Here is a 16,820-nt window from a genome sequence, read left to right on the forward strand (position 1 = left end):
CATCTGCCCCCTGAACTGCACAATCCCCGTAGTTCGTTCAGTCAACGGGGCATCCGCTGCCCAATGCTGCAGATCAGCCCGAAGATGCTTCCCCGTCTCGACGAGTTGGAGAAAGACCTCGTCATGCGGCGGAAACGCGCGGAGGAGGAACAGTGGCTCGGGGAGATCGAGGGCATCGACCTGACCTTGACCTTCCTGCGGACCAAGCAAGCCGAGGCCATCCGCTCACGACGACGAACCCCGGTCGATCTCGGGATTCCGCGTCCTCGCAGCTGAGAGGCTGTCCCCATGATGAACAAGGAAGGTGGCGTTGAAGGCCAGTCGGTCCACCCGGGCAAGTACGCTCGTGTCGAGCGGGAAAGGCGGTTCTTGCTGGCCACGCCGCCAAACCCGTCGGCAGTGACCGTCACTCGCGTGATCAGCGACCGGTATGTGGCCGGAACCCGCTTGAGGCTGCGCCGTGCCGACTTCTCGGATGGCCGCTGTGAGCTCAAGCTCACCCAGAAAGTCCCGATCTCTCAGCCTGGAGCCATCCAGGGCCTGATCACGAATACGTACTTGTCGCCCGCCGAGTACGACGTGATCGCCTCACTGCCGGCCGCCCTGCTGTCGAAGACCCGTTTTAGCGTTCCGCCCTTGGGCGTTGACGTCTTCGATGGTCACTTGGAGGGTTTGGTACTTGCAGAGGCCGAGTTCGCCACCGACGAGGAGGCACAGTCCTTCATTCCCCCTGCCGAGTGCGTGGCAGAGGTGACCGATGACACCCGCTTCACAGGAGGACGCCTTGTCCGGACACCCCGCCACGAGCTGCTCGGGTGGCTAGCCGAATACGGACTCCGCCCGGAAGACTCCTAGCAGCTCACCCCGACTCGTCACGCCGAATACCCTCGCCGCCCATGCGGGTGAAGTGCAGAGAAGCCAGCGCAAGACACACAAGTACGGCAGCGGCGGCTGTCCGCTGTGCCAGTGGTGCATGGCGCCCGTGATGGAGCAGTGGGGTCCGACCGTGCGCTACGTCAGCACGCGCACTTAGCTGCATACCCGGTTGGGTGAAGCCGTTCGGACGGGAGAACCTCCGGGGGCGCCGGCGCGTCGTGCCAGGCATGAGGCAGATCAATGACGCGCATGTGGCCGTACCGGGCCTGGCCGTGGTGGAGGTCGCGGCCACAGATGACGAGACCGCGTTCGCGGTCCAGGAGCTGCTCGCCGCGCGGTGCGCCATCGCGCCGGCGGACGGTACGACCCGGGAGCCCGGCGAGCCCGGCGTGCGGCTGCGGTTCTTCCTGGACCTTCACCAGGACGCCGGCACGTAGAGCTGCAGCGACAAGCCCAGACATGAAGATCACGATCTAGAGCTGGAGTACTAGTTTCGCCCGGATTCTCGTTCCAGCTGGTGAGGTTGCCGATGCGCGCGAAGGTGTTCGCGGTGTCGGTCTCGACCTCGAATTCCCAGCCGCGGGCATCTATGGGCCGTCCCAATCTTTCCTCCTGGGTAAAGAGAAAAGGCCGGAGTGGCAAAGTCAACTCCGGCCTGATCTGAAGAGATATAGGTACTGCGCTGCGACTACTTTTCGTCCTGTCGTGCGAACAGGATTTCCAGTACGCGGAACGCGCGGACGCGCATTGTCGCGTCCGGGTGTGCAATAGCCACGATGATTACCGCGCCAATGATCGCGCCCGTGAATGCAGTAAGGGGCGCAACGGCCGCCGTGAATTCGTTCATGCGGCGAACTTAGCGCAGAGGAAGCGGGCGGATCGAGGGACTAGAACGGCCCTCGCGCGGGTGCGCGCACGCGCGCGCGAATAATGTAAGAGAATTAATTCTGATTCGATCTGATCTCGATTAATTTCAGATTCTCAATACATTCAAAATTAGTTTACATCTTACATGCGCGCGCGTGCGCGCGAGGGAAATTGGCCGTAAGATTCACTCGTTCAGGTTTCTTTCCCTGTTTCTCCTCTGAGGCGACCTGAACTGTGCTACGTGCGGGGCTATTCGGTGCGATGGTCGGTGGGGCCGACACGTCAAGATCGAAATTGACGACGTGTTCGTGTCGGCCGTTGGAGTCGGGGCCCATCGGGGCCGGGGTGCCGCGCGGCGGCGAGCACAAGCCACGTGCCGTCGGCGAGGGCGACGCCCGCGAGGCCGTGAAGCGCGCTGTAGATCGCCCACGTGCGGCGGCGGGAGACGCGCGGGCGGGCCCGCCGCGTACGCGCGCCTGTAGGCGCGGGGTGTCGTAGGCGTTGCGGGGGTCGGGGGCCTCGCCGTCGTCGTAGGTGCTAGGCCCGACATGACGCGTCCACGACCGCCGAAGACGGGGTTGGAGACTTCGTCTCGTCGGAGTCGATTATTCCCCGTAGGCGCGGGCAGGCCAGCCGCATGTCGACCCCTGGGAACGACGAGCAACGTCAGGCTGAAGATGTTCGCCTGATGGAGTTCGGGATCCACGAAGAGAACATGCTCAATCAGCGGGGCAACCTATGCCTGATTGCGCAGTCGCTCCTTGTTGTGGCCTACAGCACCACTGCGACGAGTAGTAGCACGCATGCGGCGGCGCGTGTGATGGCCGTCTTCGGCATCGCTCTCGCAGTGATCTGGGCCTACTCCGGTTCGCGGCACTACTGGCACAACCAGGTCCTCCAGAGAAGGATCATTCAGAGGTTCCCGGACATCGCAGAGATACTGGCCGCCTTTCGGCGCCCCGGCCCCAGCTCAACACTGCTGATCGTCTACGGCATGCCGGCAATGACCGCGGTGATGTGGATCGTCCTGCTCGTCATCACGTAGTCGGATGCGCTGTCGTAGGTGCGGGACATCGCGAGCCATCCGCCGGGCGCGGTACGGGGGCCTTCGGCGTGTACGGCTAACCCCACCAGCGAGTGGTCTTTGGGGGAGGCGAGAGGGAATGATCTTGGCATGGCAGCTAGGCGAAAGCCCCCCACCTGGGACCAGATCCGCGAGGGCATCCCCGCCCCCGGAACGCCGGAAGGCGCCTACTTCCACTACACGCCCTAGGCGCCCCGCTGCCGCCGGGTCGGCTTCTTCGCCGCCGTGGTCTTCTTGGCGGGCGCCTTCCGCGCCGTCTTCGCGGCCATCTTCTTCTTGGCCGTCGGCATCTCGTGGACCTCGGCCTCGCCGGCGTCCTCGCCACGCGCGGCCTGCGCCTTGCGGACGCTCTCCTGCAGGGCCGCCATCAGGTCGACGACCTTGCCGCCCGGCTCCTCGGCCTCCTCGGTCGGTTCGGGCGGCTGTCGGCCCTCGGCCTTCGCCTCGAGCACTGCTTCCAGGGCCTTCCGGTACTCGTCCCGGTAGCCGGAGATGTCGTCCGTCGTCATCGAGTCGACCAGCTGCAGCGCCTCATCGATCTCGGAGTCCGTGACCTTGGTTTCCTTCGGTGCGAGCTCGGAGGGGTCGCGCACCTCGTCGTCCCACTTGAGCACGTGCGCGATCAGCGCCCCGTCCCGCACCCGCAGCAGCACCAGGCGCTCACGCCCGTGCCACGCCAGCTTCGCCACGGCCACCTTCGTGTTGCGGGCCAGCGCCCGCGCGATCAGGACGTACGGTTTCGCCGCCACGGGGCCGTCGTACTGCAGGAAGTAGCTATCGCCGCTCAGCCGCACCGGGTCGATCGACGCGGCCGGCACGAACGCGACGATCTCGATCGCTTTCGCGGTCGGCAGCGGCATCTGCTCCAGCTCTTCGTCCGTGACCGCGACCAGCGTGTCCTTGGAGACCTCGTACCCCTTGCCGATCTCGGCCGCGGACACCTCGCGGTCCTCCGTTTCGCAGTACTTGCGCACCCGCACCCGGCCCAGGTCTTCCGTATGGACCTGGTGGAAGCGGACCGAGCGGTCCTCGGTGGCGCTCATCAGCTTCACCGGAATGGTCACCAGGCCAAAGGAAATGGCGCCGCTCCACAGCGGTCGGGGCATCACAGACCTCCACGACAACCCCGAGCCCCACCAGCCTAGGATCCCCCAGAACAGCCCGCTTCCCGACGGTACCGACGGGCGCCGCGGCCACGGCCGCCGCAGGCTGGACGGGTGGACTGGCCCGTTTCCGTCGCCCTCGCACAGTCCGTACCGGAACTGCCCACCGGAACGGACTGGAGCTACGAGGTGAAACTCGACGGCCACAGAATGATCATGTGGCGGACCGGCGACGGGGTCCGCCTGCAGACCCGCTCCGGGCGAGAGGTCACCGCCGTATGGGGAGACCTCGCGCTCGCCGGCCACCACCTCCCGGCCGGCGCCGTCCTCGACGGCGAGGCCGTCATCACCACCGAGGACGGGCGGATCAGTTTAGAGGCCGCACAAGCCCGAGCCGCCTCCTCCCCCACCCGCGCCCACCGCCTGGCCGCCCACCGCCCCGCGCACTACATCGCCTTCGACGCCCTGCAACTGCCGTCGCCGAACGGGGACATGCGAGCACGCCCGTACAGCGAGCGCCGCGCAGCCCTCCTCGGCCTCCTGGCAGAACTGCCCGCGAACACCCCGATCCAGGCCGTCTCCGCCACCACCGACCGCGACACCGCACTCACCTGGTACGACACCCTCCACCAGGGCATCGAAGGCATCGTCGCCAAACGCACCACCTCCCCCTACCGGGCCGGCCGCGCCGGGGCGTGGTTGAAGATCCGCCACGCCGAGACGATGGACGCGGAGGTCGTCGGCTACACGGGTCCGCCGCTGCGGCCGAGGACTTTGGCGGTGAGGTTGCCCGACGAGCGTACGGCGCTGTCGCAGCGGCTCAGCGCGCCACTAGCCGCCCAGGTCGGCCCATACCTAGCAGCCGCCCCAGTGTTGGGATGGGCGCGGACGACGGCGGGCGACGCATACACTGCGGCGGAGTTCGGGCTGGTCGTCGAGGTGCTGGCCGGTACGACGCGGCATCCGGTTGTGACGGTGACTCGGATGCGGTGACGTGAAAGTGGGGCGGCCGGAACTTTGGTCGCGGACACTTTCCAACGGATGACGGTCGCCGAAAGGGTCTTGGGTAAATCGCAGCTCGACCTGGTACGGGGCGGCGTTGTCGACGGCGTGCGCGAGGGCCTCGATGGTCATGCCGGGGCTCGCCGACGGCCAGGGCCTGTCCCGCTGGATGCCGCAGCGGCCGCATTCCGTTCCAGCCGCTCAGGCATTGGACCGCGCCGGGTGCGGCCGTTCAGCTCGGCACCCACGCCGCGACGGTGGGGTCGTGCATGTGAGCTGCGGGTTGGTCAGCCGCGGGTTCGGGTGACGTCCGCTGTGATCGGCCTACCGGAGCACGCAGCTCGTCGATGGTCACCGCAGTCCTGGGCGCAAGCACCACGACAGCACGAACGCGTTCACCCCACTGCTGGCAAGAAACGGTCCCAACAGGAAACGGCCCAGGGGCTCGGCCGCCCGCGACCGGATTCCAACATCGAACCCGCTGTCCGCCCGACCGCCGAAGCACCCAACACCTGCGCGTGCGCGATCGTCGGCGGTACCTCGTCGTGTTCCCCGCAGTAGACGCCAGCGTTGCATTCCTCGCCGATGCAGACGCCGGCTTCCAGGTACCCGTACAGATCTCCCCAATCCGGGCAGGCCGGGCACGGTTCCCAGCCCCACAGGTAGGTACCGCAGGGGGCAGACTCGTACGGTCGTGGATCGGAGCCCTTGTGTCCCCTGGAAAGGAAGCCGAATGCCGCTGATGACCCCACCTGTCGCGCTGGCCAGCTGCGAACGATCACTGCGGGACCTGCTCACCGTCGTCCTGCGGGCCAAGTTTGGCGAGGACTGGATCAGCCAAGTCTTCGATGCCGACGACGTGACCAGGCTCCGCGACAAGCAGATGGTCGAGCAGAAGCGCCGCACCCGGCGTGGCGTGGTCTCTGTCGCTGCCAACTTGATCGAGTACGCCGAGTTCACGCAGCTCACCCGCCTGATCAACAAGCACTGGGAGGCGCTTAATGAGGCGCTGGGTGCCAAGAAGGAAATCACCGTCCTCCTGGATCGCTTTGAGGCCCTGCGCAACACTGTCGCCCACAGCCGCGAACTGCTCCCCTTCGAGGAGGAGCTGTTGAGCGCGATCGCCGGAGAGATCAGGAACCGAGTGACCATACACATCAGCGGCCAGGACCCTGCCGGCGGATACTTCCCGCGTATCGAACTTGTGCGGGACAGCCTCGGCAACAGCACTGAGACCGCTCTCGAAGCGCAGCCCCAGATGTTCACTTTGACCACCAATACGACGCTGCGGCCCGGAGACGTCGTGACGTTCACCTGCCGAGGCGTCGACCCGCAGAACCGGGGCTTGTTCTGGGCCTTTCAGACCCCGGACGGCGTCCGCCACACCTCCGACGATCCTTACGGCGAAACCTACGGCGAATCCGTGCAGTGGACCTGGGAGGTCACCAGGGCCCACATCGGCGCACGTGCGCCGTTCGGCGTGTATCTCACCAGCGACGGGGACTACCACCGCAACGGTGTCGGCCGCGAAGACTGCCTTGTGGCGTTCGCCTACGAGGTATTGCCGCCCCTGTCGTAGCACTGTCCCGTCGTGTGGCACCGACGGTTGAGGGTGTGCCATCGAAGGTTGGGCTGAACGGGGCGGCACTCGGCGCAAGGCGGTGACGCTCAAGCCTGTGGTCCGGATGGCTTGGTGATCTGCATCGGTATGAAGAGCGCCATGGTGTACCCGGCAATCGCCAAGACGGTTATCCCGATGCGTAGCCCCACGCCTTCGGCGAGTACATCCGTTCCCCACACCAGACCCAGCCCGACGAGCAGGAAGAGGACCCACCAGCACATCAGCACCCTCCACCCTCTTAGCTCTTTGCGGTACTCGCGCTCCTTGGCGGCCCGTGCCTCGGGAGTGTCGTGCAGGATCCGGCCGTGCCAAACCAGGTACTCCATGCGCTGGTGGTGTTCCAAGGTGTCCCAGTCGGCCGGTCGTAGCGGAAGCCGTATGCCGTGCTGCTCCAGGTAGGCGTGTCGTTGGTCGCCGCTCAACTCGTGCCAACCGGCTGGCGGCTGCCAGGCCATGAGCTCCCTGCTGGTCCTGATCGCCATGCCCGAAACGGTAGTGGCCTGACCCGGAGAGCGGTACAACGAGTTGGGACTGAGCTCGGCAGTGAATCGGCCAGGTGGGTTGTCCGCACGCGGCCCTAGGCTCGAACGTATGAGCAGTCCCATCTCGCTGGCCGCCTTCGCGCCGATCATGGCCCGGATCATGGTGGACACGGTGCAGGTCTTCCGGCCCGGCCCGGAGGTTCTGGACCCGGACACGGGCGTGTACGTACCGGGCCCGGACATCATCGTGTACGACGGGCTGGGTGCCGTGTTCGCCGCGGGTGGGCCCGGCCTGGTGGTGGCCCTGGCGGGCCAGCCCGTCCCGGACGACCCCCGCGACCGGTACCGGCTGCTGACGCCCCTGGACGCCCCACTGGCGTCCCGTGATGACCATGTGCGGGTCACCGCCGCAACGCAGGATCAGGGGCTCCTCAACCGGGTGTGGAGGGTCGTGGACATCTCCGACGCAAACACCCTCGCGGTGGTCCGCACCACCTGGATGGATGAGTCCACACAGACGACGGGAGCATAAGTAGTGGTGGATATTGCGCAAGCTCGCAACGACCTTGAGGCCCTGATGACGGACATGGTGCGGATCTCCCGCACGGCCGGCCAGCCTGTCCTCGATCCGGTGACGGGGGAGCCCGGGGAGACCCCGACGAGTGTCGTGTACAAGGGGCCGGGCGCGGTGCTGTCCTCACACGGGCAGATCGTGGTCGCTCAAATTCTCGGCTTTGACTGGCTGTCGGAGGGCGCGGCCTGGTACCGGCTGGTGACGCCGACGGCGGCACCGGTCGCCATGCCCGGCGACCTGGTGGAGGTCATCACCGAGGGCGCGGACGGTCGGACGGGCCGCACCTGGCTGGCCGAGGACGCCACCGAGGCGTCCACGGTGGAGATATGCCGGACCACCCGACTCACGGAGCGGATCACGTTCGCGTCCTCCGCGATCTGAAGGGGGTGTCCGCGCCGGTCCGTAGGCTGATAGGCATGGATGATCAGCTGCGTCAGGTGCGGATCACCGCCGACCAGGCCACCGGCACGGTGGCTCTCGACGGCCGCGACATCTCCTCCCACATCTCCGGCTACTCGCTTCGCCAGAACGCCAGGCAGCCGGCGGAACTGGTGCTGTTCCTTTCCCCGATGACCAAGGACGACTTCGAGGGCCTGGCCCGCGTCGTCGTCGGTGTGCCCCCGGACCCGGGCCCGGCCGCCGCGGCGTTCCTTTCCGCGATCGATGCGGGCGAGCTGCAGCGGCATGCGCTCGACCGGCACGACCTGATGGACGGCGGCCCCAACGAGCTGACCCGGGCCATGCTGCGGCTCCTATCGGAGTGGGCGCTGGGCGGGTGGCATCCGCAGGAGGTGGCCGATGCCGTCCCCCAGTAACCCGCCTTCCCGTGCGGGTGCCTACAGCAACGCCGCGCAGGTCGCCGCCGCCCTGCAGGGGCGTGCCGAACTGGTGCTGCCGCAGACGGTGTCGGTGGTGCGGCACTACACGATGCTGCTGGAGACCCAGATCAAAGCGAACGCGAGCGGCAGGCCCGGCCCGAACGTGATCACGGGCGACTACCGGCGGTCGTGGACGCACGCGGTCTTCGTGGGCGGCGACATGGTGACAGGGGTCGTCGGCACGAACAAGCCGCAGGCGCGGCGCTTGGAGTACGGGTATATCGGCCCGGACAGTCTGGGCCGCATCTACGACCAGCCTCCCTACCCTCACGTCGGCCCGGCCGTGGAAACGGTGCGGCCCCTGTTCGTTGATGCGCTGGGGCAGGTCGCCGACGGGAGGTGGGCGTGACTCTTGCGGAGGATGTGCATGAGGCGTTCGCTGGCGTGATGCGTGCCCATGGCTTCGGCATGGTGTCGCGGCTGGTGTTCGTGGTGGAACTCGTCGAGGACAGCGGCGAGCTGGGGCTGCTGCGCGGGTCGTGCCCCGGCGACATGCCGGTGTGGTCGGAGCTTGGCCTGCACCGTTACGCGGTCGCCGATATCGAGGCGCTCGTCACCGCTTCCAGGGTGGCGGGCAGTGAGGAGGATGAGTAGATGAGTGTGTCGGGGCGTCAGGTGGCGCTCGCTGTGCAGGCGATGCTGCAGACGGCCACCGCGCGTTCCTGCGGGTATGGGACTGCGCCCACGTCGACGTCGCTGCCGACGGGGACCGTCATCCCGTACTGCGTGCTGTACGAGCTGGGGCAGACCTCGGGTATCGGCCCGGCGTTCGGTGACTCGGATGCGGATGCCCGTGTGCTGCTGCAGGTGTCCTCGGTGGGCACCACCGCCGAGCAGGCGTCACTGCACGCCGACAAGGTGCGCCAGGCGTTCTTGGCGCGGGTGCCGGGCAGCGGACAGTTCGCCAACCCGATCAGCGTCGTGGGTGCGACGGTGATCGGCCGGGAGCTGGACCGTGAGGACGGGACCAGTGTCGTTAGCTCCACCTACACTTACGTGCAGCGATTCGTGCTGACGGTCTCCGTACCGAACGGCTGATCGGATCGCACCTCACCGCGGAGGCCCATTCGCGGACGTCCGGCCACATGGCACGGGCTGACCCCCTGGCTCGCATTTGCGACCTGTTGGGGACGGGCCTCCGTGTATCCGGGGGCCAGGGTCCCCGGAGAGCGAGAAACCCCCTTGGGTACCACCCAGCAGCGGTTCATGCGCCGTGGCGTCACGAAGATCTACTTCCTGAAGACGATCGCCGACGTAGGCAACGTGCCGATCCGTCCCGAGCTGACGGGCGCCAACGCCACCGACCTGTCCAGCGCGGTCTCCGACATCGCGGGCTGGTCGCTGGCCAACTCCCCGGTCGACACCCCCGACATGGGGTCGACCCTGACCACGTCGATCCCGGGTGAGGACAAGGCCGACGCCTCCAGCCTCACCTTCTACGAGGACCAGACTGCGGAGACCATCGAGACCCTTCTGTCGAAGGGCGCCGTGGGTTTCGTCGTCCTCCTGCGCAAAGGCGACATCCCGGCGAGCAAGTCCATGGACGTCTTCCCGGTGCGCGTCGCGGGTCGCGCCCCCGCCTACTCGGCGGGCTCGGACCCGGCGAAGTTCACCGTCACCTTCGCCATCTCTGGTACGCCGAAGCTCGACGCCGCCGTTCCGGCGTCCAGCTGACCTGGGGGGAGGCTGCATGACCACTGTTGAACCGCCGGCCGCCGCTGTCGCGAGGGACGCGCACTGGGCCGCGAAGATGAACCGGCTGCGAGCCCGGAAGCTGCCCGAGCGGACCCTGTCGATCTGTGACGACGAGGACGCCAAGACGGCTGTCACCGATGCGGCGCTGGCACTGGCGAAGGCCCGCGCTACGGCTTTGGCCGAGTGCGCCGAGCAGGGCATCCGCGAGGACCAGCGTGACGCCTGGGTGGCGTCCAACCCGCATGTCCTGACCGCTGATGCGGCCCTGAACGGGTCTCAGGACGCCCTTGCGGCGGTGACGCTCACTCTGACCTTCCGGGCGCTGCCCCGGCCGGTGTGGGAGCAGCTGCTGCGCGAGCACGCACCGAGTGAGGCGCAGGCCGACCAGGGCATGGAGTACAACGTCGAGACGTTCCCGGCCGCTCTGATCTCCGCCTGCCACGTCGAACGTGACGACGCCGGGGAAGTGGTGGACGGCATGAGCGTCGCCGACGCGCAGGAGCTGCTGGACACGTGGGCGGACGCTGAGGCCAAAGCCCTGTTCACCGCGGCCCTCCTCATCAACCAGACGATCCGTGCGGACCTGGGAAAAGGCTGATCTCCGACCCGTCGTTCCGGGCGGAGCTTGAGCTGTGCCACACCTATGGAATGCCGCATAGCCAGTTCACGGGGGCCGGTGACGGGCGGTGGACGGCGCTGGACCGGGCGAAGGCGCTGGCATGGCTGGCCTACACGCGGGCGACGTGCTCCGGGTGCGGCACCAGGGCTGATGAGTGGCAGCCGGAGCTCGGCGGTCACCGGTTCGCGTACGTCACCGACAGCCGCACCTGTCCGGGATGCGAGCTGCTGGCCATGGAGCGGGAGCAGGTACCGGACGGTCCGGACGGGCGCGGGGTCAAGATCGGGCTCAAGCCCAGACGGGAGCGGTAGGTGAGCACCGGCTACAACCTGTACGTCAATCTGCAGGCGCAGACTGCCGGGCTGACGGGCGGTCTGCGCCAGTCCGCGACGCAGCTGCGCCAGTTCGACGGGCAGCTGCAGCAGGTCAACCGAACGCTGCTGGAGACGGGGACGGCCGCGCAGCGACTGGCCCGCCTGCAGGCGTCCGCGTCGGCTGACGCGGTCCTTGGCCAGGCCCGTGTCACCGCGGCCCTGGAACGCACTGCGGCCGCTCAGCGGACTGCCGCAGCAGCGGCCGAACGCTCGGGGCGGGCGCAGGCGTTGTCGGCGAGTCTCGCCGCGAAGGCGGAGAGGGAGCGGGCTGTGGCGGCCGCGGCCGGGGAGCGCACCCTGCGCGCCCAGGCTCTCGCGCAGACCATGGCGGCCCGCGCGCAGGCGGCGACGGGCCGGGGTGCGGCTGCGGCACAGGCCACCTCGAACGCCGCGGCGGCGGCGGCGACACGGGCCGCGCAGGCGCAGACGGTTCAGGAGGAGCGGGCCGCTGCCGCGCAGGCTGCTGCCGCCCGCGCGGCCGGCGTCTCGGCGCGGGCGACGCAGGCCCGGCAGGCAGCCGATGCGCGGGCCACGCAGACGCTGACTGCCCGAAATGAGGCGGAGACCGCCGCGGCGGCGCGTGCCGCGGCCAACGCCGCCGCTGTACGGCAGGCGGAGGTGGCTGCGCTCGCAGAGACCCGCGTGGCCACGCAGGCCCGCATCGACGGCTACCTGCGTACCGGGGTGGTGCTGTCGGCGGTCCTCGCCGCCAGTGTCGTGGGTGCGGTGGCGCTGGAGAAGCGCATGGCGAACGTCATGACGATCTCCCAGCAGATCAACCAGGCCACGGTCGACGGGTTCACCGACAAGATCGTCGCCCTGTCGACGGGGGTGACGCAGTCCGCGAACCAGCTCGCCGAGGGCCTGTACCAGGTCGTGTCGACCGGCTTCGACGGCTCGGACGCGATGGAGATCCTCGGCGTGGCCGCGAAGGGCGCCAGCGCGGGCCTGACGACGACGGAGATCGCCTCGCGGGCCCTGCTGGGTGTGCTGAAGGCGTACGGCCTGCCCGCTTCCAAGGCGTCCGACGTGATGGACGTGATGTTCCAGACCGTCAACAAGGGCGTCATCAGCTTCGAGGAGCTGGCCCTGCACCTGGGCGACATCGTGCCGATGGCCGCTGCCGCCGGTATCGGCTTCGACGACCTGGCCTCCGCGTACGCCGCGGTGACCCTCGCCGGGGTTCCGGCGGCGGAGTCCGCGACCGGCCTGAACATGCTGATGACCCGCCTGATGCAGCCCACCAGCGAGCTGACCGCGATGATGCACAAGCTCGGCTACGAGTCGGCGGCGTCGGCGGTGCAGCAGGACGGCCTGTACGTCGTCGTCAACAAGCTGGCCCGGGCCACGCACGGCTCCGCCGAGGCGGTCACCGGCCTGTTCCACGATGTGCGGGCCTCCCGCGCGATGCTCGCTCTGGCCGCCAACGACGGCCGGAACTACGCCTCGACGTATGAGGGCATCGCCAACCAGGTGGAGCGGGCAGGGGCCACCCAGCAGGCCTTCCAGATGCAGATGAACACCACCGCCGGCCAGTGGTCGATGTTCGTCAACCGCAGCAAGGCCCTGGGTATCGACCTTGGGCGGGCGCTGCTGCCGGTGATGCAGACCGTCGGCAACGCCCTGTCGGTGTTCGCCGGGGCCATGGCGGACGCGCCGGGTCCGCTGAAGGACATCGGCGCTGGCCTGCTGGCGGTGTCGGCGGGCGGGATGCTCGCCCTCGCCGCGATCACGAAGATCACTCAGCAGTGGCAGGAGTTCCGTGTCGCGCAGACCGCGGCCCGTACCGGCGGGGCGCTGCTGCCTGCTGCGCTGAAGGGCGCGGGCCTGGCGGTGTCCGGGCTGACGGCCCTGCTGGGCGTGGGTGTCATCGCCTATGCGGCGTACTCCGCGTCGAAGGAGAAAGCGAAGCAGGCCACCGACGATCTGGTGGAGGCGCTGCGCCGGGAGCGGGAGCAGGGCGACACCGGGGCCGGTATCCGCACCCTGACCGAGCAGCTGACCGCCGGTGACTTCGCCGCGAAGATGCGCACGGCCGGTGTCGACGTCACCGATGCGGTCGACGCGGTCGCCTCGGGCGGCTCCAAGCTGCAGGGCCTGATGCTGCAGCTGCAGTCGAAGAGCACCGAATACGCGCTGAAGGTGAGGGCGGGGAAGGCGCCCGGCAACCTGGAGTACGCGGCGAAGTGGGACGACGCGGCGAAGGCCCTGCAGGGCGCGCACGGCCGCTGGTCGAAGGCCCTCAAGGACGAGGCCGCCATCGCCGCTCAGACGGAGATCGTCAACGCGAAGGTGCTGCAGGCCAAGTTCCAGGCCGGTAAGGCGTGGACGCTGGACTTCCTGGTCCCGGCCGGCCAGGACGGCATGCCGCAGTACACCGACGAGATGAAGGCCATGGCGCAGGCTCTGGGCGCCATCGTCGACCCGGCGAAGGCGTGGCAGGCCGCGCAGGACAAGGTCGCCAAGTCCAACAAGAACGCCAAGGCCACCCTGTCGGACTACCTGAAGGAGCTGCGCAGCCAGCTCACGGCGCAGCGCGGCTTCCAGGGCAACCTGACGATGCTGGCCATGGCCGGGTACGGCGACCTGACCGACCACTTCGCCAAGCTCGGTGTGTCGTCGGCGCCGATCCTCGACCAGCTCGTCAAGGACCTCAGTAAGGGCAAGACGAAGGTGGCCGACGAGCTGGAGTCGATCATCACCGAGTCGGCGGCCCGCTCGCAGCCCGCTTTCCGGGCGGGTCTGGCGCAGTTGCCCGCGATCGCCGCCCGCTACGGCAAGAAGATCGCCAAGCAGTTCGCGGACGCCGCCGAGACCAACGATGCGGGCAAGTTCGGGAAGGTCATGCAGGCGATGGCCGTCACCGACATGTCCAGGGCCGTACGGGCGGGCAGCACGGCCGCCCGGACGCAACTGCGGCGCGGCATGGGGCTGCTGGCGCAGGTCGCGGCGGAGAAGGGCGCGGACGCGGCGAACGCCCTGAAGGGAGCCCTGCTGTCGGGCGATGTGACCACCGCCATGGATCAGCTGCATGCGATCTGGGGCGCTAACCCGCCGATCAGCGCGAAGGACCTGAACAGTGTGGTCTCCGCGTTCCACACGGCCGGCGGCAAGTCCAAGGGCGAATGGTCGGCGATGCTCGACCTGATCTCGCAGGTGTCCAAGACGAAGGGCACCGAAGCCGCATCGGCCCTGACGTCGGCGCTGCTGTCCGGGGACATGGCGGCCGTCGAGCAGCAGTTGGACGCGATCGGGGCGAGCGTGCGGGAGATCCCCGGCACGAAGAACATCTCCGTCAGCGTCGATCCGCCGGCGCCGGTGTCGGTGACCGTGATCCCGCGTGTCGGGGGAACGGGGCCGTGGGCGAACAAGCCGATTCCGCAGGCCGACGGCGGTCTGCTGTCGTTCTACGCCGATGGCGGCATGGGCCGGGAGTCTCACGTGGCACAGATCGCCCCACGGGGGGCGTGGCGGGTGTGGGCGGAGCCCGAGACGGACGGGGAGGCGTACATTCCGCTGGCCTCGTCCAAGCGGACCCGCTCCAAGCAGATCCTCGGCGAGGTGGCTCACCGGTTCGGGGCGAGCGTCCAGTACCGCGCCGAGGGTGGCCTATCGAACTGGTCGTACACGCCGGCGGGCGGCATGGACGGCCTGTTCTCGCTGTCGTCGATCGCGTCGGACTCGATGAACAAGAACGGCACCGCCCTGGAGCTGGGCAAGTTCGCGAAGAACTTGCACAAGTCGGTGTGGGAGGCGCAGCGGTGGCGTAAGGACCTGTCGACGGTGGCGCGTCGCGCCGGTCAGGACGTCGCGGACGCCTTGGAGGCGATGGGCGTCGAGGGCATCGGCCTGACCCACAAGATGGCCACGGGCAGCTCGAAGTACCTCAAGTCCATGGCGGGCGACCTGAACAAGCTGGCCGACGCCGCGAAAGCGTCCCTGTCGGACTACACCAGCCAGCTCGGTGGGGCGACGAAGCAGACTGCCGAGTTCCAGAAGAACCTCGCGAAGCTGGCGGCCGAGGGCTACGGGGACTTGGCGTCCCGCCTGGCCGCGCAGGGTGACCAGGCCGCACAGGACCTCGCGGCGCAGGCCGTGAAGAGCAAGAAGGCCGCCGCGAAGGCCAACAAGGCCTCCAAGGCGGCGTCGGCGACGTTGTCCGACGAGGACCTGGCAGACCTGCTGTCGGTCATCGGCGCGGTCAAAACGTCCAAGACGGGCATCCACCAGGTCGCGGATGCGACCAAGCTTGGCGAGGACCGCATCATCGACGTCGCCAACGCGGGCAAGTCGCAGCTGCAGAAGGCCCTCGGGTCGAAGGCCACGAAGTTCCTGGCGGACGTGCAGCGGGCCAACAAGGGCCTGTCGTACGCCTCCGGAGGCATGCTGACGCCCGGCCTGTACGCGACGAGCAACGGCCTGGTCAGGTTCGCGGAGCCGTCTACGGGCGGTGAGGCTTACATCCCGCTCGGGCAGGCCAAGCGGTCGGCGGCGGCGCAGGTTCTCGAGGACGTCGCCCATCGCTTCGGATACACGCTCACCGCGCAGGGCGTGTCCGGTCCTGCCCGCATGGACGCCCACCTCGAGGGCGGGGTGCAGGTGGTGGTGGTGAAGGAGACGGACAGGCCGCTGATCGGCCACATGCCGGTGTCGGTCACCACCGGCGGGGACGGCCGCGCGGTGGCGCAGGAGATGGGCGCGGAGGTGATGCGCCGCCTGCGGGCAGCGCAGCGAGGAGGCAAGCTGTGAGGGCTCTTGACGACTACCAGCTCGACGTCGGCGGCCTGGTGATCGGGACGGGCACACTGCTGCCGGTCGGCGAGGTCACCGGGCTGGGTGCCCCCGACCGGCGTACCGCCGACGTCGACAACCCCACCGACGACGGCGGGTTCCCGGGCGTGGACCTGTTCGGGACGCGGGCCGTGTCGATCGAGGCCGGCATCCGCACCCCCGACGACCCGGGCGCGGCTCTTGACCTCCTGGCCCAGCTGCAGCAGGTGACCGGCGCCGACAGCATCCGCAAGGCGGCGGGCGCCCTAGCAGTGCTGCGCGTCAAGTGGCCTGGCAGGGCCGTGAAGCGCCTGTACGGCAGGTGGCGCCGGGTGGAGGCCGTGTCGATGTCGCAGGTCGTGTACGGGTGGATTCCGCTCGCGCTGGAGTTCGCGGCGACGGACCCGCGCTGGCATGCCGACGACGCGCAGGGCCTGCTTCTGCCGCTGGACATCTCTGACGACTCCGAGGGCTTCACGGCTCCCCTGGTCGACCCGATCACCACGGGCGTGTCCAACCCTTCGGAGCGGCCCGGTTGGGTGACCAACGCCGGGGATGTGGCCGCGTGGCCATCGCTGCGCATCGACGGCCCGGTCACCAATCCGAAGGTGTGGGTGGTGGAGACGGGCCGTGCGCTGGAGCTACAGACGAGCCTGGCCGTTGGGGAGTGGATCGACATCGACACCCGGCCCGGCGCCCGCTGGGTGCTGCGCAACGGGTCCGGTAACGCGGCGCCGGCGCTGACCGCCGCCTCCCGCATGGACCTGTTCCAGATCCCGCCGAAGACGAGCGAGATTCGGTGGACAGCCACCGACTACACGAACACCTGTCGCCTGACCCTGTCGTGGCGCGACGCCTACACCGCCCTGTGAGGA

At 68.5% G+C, this 16,820-nt stretch carries 20 protein-coding genes and 1 pseudogene; 17 read left to right on the top strand and 4 right to left on the bottom strand.

Features of this window, described 5'->3' with window-relative positions:
* Positions 1 to 63: 63 nt before the first annotated feature.
* The 3 genes from KVT44_RS39415 to KVT44_RS39425 all read left to right on the top strand — a co-directional run bounded on the left by KVT44_RS39415 (position 64) and on the right by KVT44_RS39425 (position 1,313).
* The gene (locus tag KVT44_RS39415; protein WP_254650539.1) at positions 64 to 276 is read left to right on the top strand and encodes a recombinase; all 213 of its coding nucleotides are present in this window, start codon (positions 64 to 66) and stop codon (positions 274 to 276) included.
* A gap of 12 nt (positions 277 to 288) precedes the next feature.
* The gene (locus tag KVT44_RS39420; protein WP_217572526.1) at positions 289 to 855 is read left to right on the top strand and encodes a hypothetical protein; all 567 of its coding nucleotides are present in this window, start codon (positions 289 to 291) and stop codon (positions 853 to 855) included.
* Positions 856 to 1,103: 248 nt separating this feature from the next.
* On the top strand, positions 1,104 to 1,313 hold the full coding sequence (locus KVT44_RS39425) for a DUF6207 family protein (RefSeq protein WP_217572528.1): 210 nt from the start codon (positions 1,104 to 1,106) through the stop codon (positions 1,311 to 1,313).
* A gap of 251 nt (positions 1,314 to 1,564) precedes the next feature.
* On the opposite strand, the gene KVT44_RS39430 is transcribed toward KVT44_RS39425, so the two are convergent.
* Both KVT44_RS39430 and KVT44_RS61175 read right to left on the bottom strand, forming a co-directional pair.
* Positions 1,565 to 1,723 carry a hypothetical protein gene (locus KVT44_RS39430; RefSeq protein WP_217572530.1) on the bottom strand — a complete coding sequence of 53 codons (159 nt, stop codon included), beginning with the start codon at positions 1,721 to 1,723 and terminating at the stop codon, positions 1,565 to 1,567.
* A 154-nt stretch (positions 1,724 to 1,877) separates the two neighbouring features.
* A pseudogene (locus KVT44_RS61175) lies at positions 1,878 to 2,255 on the bottom strand (hypothetical protein); the annotation flags it as partial.
* Positions 2,256 to 2,431: 176 nt separating this feature from the next.
* Between KVT44_RS61175 and KVT44_RS39435 the strand changes: the two are divergent.
* Positions 2,432 to 2,788, top strand: coding sequence for a hypothetical protein (locus tag KVT44_RS39435; protein ID WP_217572532.1), 357 nt, complete (start codon positions 2,432 to 2,434; stop codon positions 2,786 to 2,788).
* Between the two features lie 224 nt (positions 2,789 to 3,012).
* Here KVT44_RS39435 and KVT44_RS39440 read toward each other — a convergent pair whose 3' ends face one another.
* Positions 3,013 to 3,933 (bottom strand): Ku protein, encoded by a 921-nt coding sequence (locus tag KVT44_RS39440; RefSeq protein ID WP_217572534.1) that lies wholly within the window; start codon positions 3,931 to 3,933, stop codon positions 3,013 to 3,015.
* Between the two features lie 111 nt (positions 3,934 to 4,044).
* Between KVT44_RS39440 and KVT44_RS39445 the strand changes: the two genes are divergently transcribed.
* The gene (locus KVT44_RS39445) at positions 4,045 to 4,923 is read left to right on the top strand and encodes a DNA ligase (RefSeq protein ID WP_217572536.1); all 879 of its coding nucleotides are present in this window, start codon (positions 4,045 to 4,047) and stop codon (positions 4,921 to 4,923) included.
* A gap of 742 nt (positions 4,924 to 5,665) precedes the next feature.
* Positions 5,666 to 6,511: a hypothetical protein gene (locus KVT44_RS39450; protein WP_217572538.1), complete on the top strand. Its 846-nt coding sequence runs from the start codon at positions 5,666 to 5,668 to the stop codon at positions 6,509 to 6,511.
* 89 nt (positions 6,512 to 6,600) lie between these two features.
* On the opposite strand, the gene KVT44_RS39455 is transcribed toward KVT44_RS39450, so the two are convergent.
* Positions 6,601 to 7,035 carry a hypothetical protein gene (locus KVT44_RS39455; protein ID WP_217572675.1) on the bottom strand — a complete coding sequence of 145 codons (435 nt, stop codon included), beginning with the start codon at positions 7,033 to 7,035 and terminating at the stop codon, positions 6,601 to 6,603.
* Between the two features lie 109 nt (positions 7,036 to 7,144).
* On the opposite strand from KVT44_RS39455, the gene KVT44_RS39460 reads away from it, so the two are divergent.
* The 11 genes from KVT44_RS39460 (at position 7,145) to KVT44_RS60720 (ending at position 16,817) form a co-directional block, all read left to right on the top strand.
* The gene (locus KVT44_RS39460) at positions 7,145 to 7,567 is read left to right on the top strand and encodes a DUF6093 family protein (protein ID WP_217572540.1); all 423 of its coding nucleotides are present in this window, start codon (positions 7,145 to 7,147) and stop codon (positions 7,565 to 7,567) included.
* A gap of 6 nt (positions 7,568 to 7,573) precedes the next feature.
* Positions 7,574 to 7,990, top strand: a complete 417-nt coding sequence (locus tag KVT44_RS39465) for a DUF6093 family protein (protein WP_217572542.1) — start codon at positions 7,574 to 7,576, stop codon at positions 7,988 to 7,990.
* Between the two features lie 35 nt (positions 7,991 to 8,025).
* Positions 8,026 to 8,424, top strand: a complete 399-nt coding sequence (locus KVT44_RS39470; RefSeq protein WP_217572544.1) for a hypothetical protein — start codon at positions 8,026 to 8,028, stop codon at positions 8,422 to 8,424.
* Positions 8,408 to 8,836, top strand: a complete 429-nt coding sequence (locus KVT44_RS39475) for an HK97 gp10 family phage protein (RefSeq protein WP_217572546.1) — start codon at positions 8,408 to 8,410, stop codon at positions 8,834 to 8,836. The genes KVT44_RS39470 and KVT44_RS39475 overlap by 17 nt, the downstream gene beginning before the upstream one ends.
* Positions 8,833 to 9,081, top strand: a complete 249-nt coding sequence (locus KVT44_RS39480; RefSeq protein ID WP_217572548.1) for a hypothetical protein — start codon at positions 8,833 to 8,835, stop codon at positions 9,079 to 9,081. The genes KVT44_RS39475 and KVT44_RS39480 overlap by 4 nt, the downstream gene beginning before the upstream one ends.
* Positions 9,082 to 9,525, top strand: a complete 444-nt coding sequence (locus KVT44_RS39485; protein WP_217572550.1) for a hypothetical protein — start codon at positions 9,082 to 9,084, stop codon at positions 9,523 to 9,525.
* 144 nt (positions 9,526 to 9,669) lie between these two features.
* The gene (locus KVT44_RS39490) at positions 9,670 to 10,161 is read left to right on the top strand and encodes a hypothetical protein (RefSeq protein WP_217572552.1); all 492 of its coding nucleotides are present in this window, start codon (positions 9,670 to 9,672) and stop codon (positions 10,159 to 10,161) included.
* A gap of 16 nt (positions 10,162 to 10,177) precedes the next feature.
* Positions 10,178 to 10,780: a hypothetical protein gene (locus tag KVT44_RS39495; RefSeq protein WP_217572553.1), complete on the top strand. Its 603-nt coding sequence runs from the start codon at positions 10,178 to 10,180 to the stop codon at positions 10,778 to 10,780.
* A 50-nt stretch (positions 10,781 to 10,830) separates the two neighbouring features.
* Positions 10,831 to 11,112 (top strand): hypothetical protein, encoded by a 282-nt coding sequence (locus KVT44_RS39500; protein ID WP_254650540.1) that lies wholly within the window; start codon positions 10,831 to 10,833, stop codon positions 11,110 to 11,112.
* Positions 11,113 to 15,924: a phage tail tape measure protein gene (locus KVT44_RS39505; protein ID WP_217572555.1), complete on the top strand. Its 4,812-nt coding sequence runs from the start codon at positions 11,113 to 11,115 to the stop codon at positions 15,922 to 15,924.
* The gene (locus KVT44_RS60720; RefSeq protein ID WP_217572557.1) at positions 15,921 to 16,817 is read left to right on the top strand and encodes a phage tail domain-containing protein; all 897 of its coding nucleotides are present in this window, start codon (positions 15,921 to 15,923) and stop codon (positions 16,815 to 16,817) included. The genes KVT44_RS39505 and KVT44_RS60720 overlap by 4 nt, the downstream gene beginning before the upstream one ends.
* Positions 16,818 to 16,820 lie beyond the last annotated feature (3 nt).

Source organism: Streptomyces sp. GbtcB7 (assembly GCF_019091445.1).
GTDB classification, from domain to species: domain Bacteria; phylum Actinomycetota; class Actinomycetes; order Streptomycetales; family Streptomycetaceae; genus Streptomyces; species Streptomyces mirabilis.

Excerpts from the sequence above, each read along its gene's own strand:
- KVT44_RS39415 (WP_254650539.1), top strand. The coding sequence starts at position 64 with ATGCTGCAGATCAGCCCGAAGATGCTTCCCCGTCTCGACGAGTTGGAG.
- KVT44_RS39420 (WP_217572526.1), top strand. The coding sequence starts at position 289 with ATGATGAACAAGGAAGGTGGCGTTGAAGGCCAGTCGGTCCACCCGGGC.
- KVT44_RS39425 (WP_217572528.1), top strand. The coding sequence starts at position 1,104 with ATGAGGCAGATCAATGACGCGCATGTGGCCGTACCGGGCCTGGCCGTG.
- KVT44_RS39430 (WP_217572530.1), bottom strand. The coding sequence starts at position 1,723 with ATGAACGAATTCACGGCGGCCGTTGCGCCCCTTACTGCATTCACGGGC.
- KVT44_RS39435 (WP_217572532.1), top strand. The coding sequence starts at position 2,432 with ATGGAGTTCGGGATCCACGAAGAGAACATGCTCAATCAGCGGGGCAAC.
- KVT44_RS39440 (WP_217572534.1), bottom strand. The coding sequence starts at position 3,933 with ATGCCCCGACCGCTGTGGAGCGGCGCCATTTCCTTTGGCCTGGTGACC.
- KVT44_RS39450 (WP_217572538.1), top strand. The coding sequence starts at position 5,666 with ATGCCGCTGATGACCCCACCTGTCGCGCTGGCCAGCTGCGAACGATCA.
- KVT44_RS39455 (WP_217572675.1), bottom strand. The coding sequence starts at position 7,035 with ATGGCGATCAGGACCAGCAGGGAGCTCATGGCCTGGCAGCCGCCAGCC.
- KVT44_RS39460 (WP_217572540.1), top strand. The coding sequence starts at position 7,145 with ATGAGCAGTCCCATCTCGCTGGCCGCCTTCGCGCCGATCATGGCCCGG.
- KVT44_RS39470 (WP_217572544.1), top strand. The coding sequence starts at position 8,026 with ATGGATGATCAGCTGCGTCAGGTGCGGATCACCGCCGACCAGGCCACC.
- KVT44_RS39475 (WP_217572546.1), top strand. The coding sequence starts at position 8,408 with ATGCCGTCCCCCAGTAACCCGCCTTCCCGTGCGGGTGCCTACAGCAAC.
- KVT44_RS39485 (WP_217572550.1), top strand. The coding sequence starts at position 9,082 with ATGAGTGTGTCGGGGCGTCAGGTGGCGCTCGCTGTGCAGGCGATGCTG.
- KVT44_RS39495 (WP_217572553.1), top strand. The coding sequence starts at position 10,178 with ATGACCACTGTTGAACCGCCGGCCGCCGCTGTCGCGAGGGACGCGCAC.
- KVT44_RS39500 (WP_254650540.1), top strand. The coding sequence starts at position 10,831 with ATGCCGCATAGCCAGTTCACGGGGGCCGGTGACGGGCGGTGGACGGCG.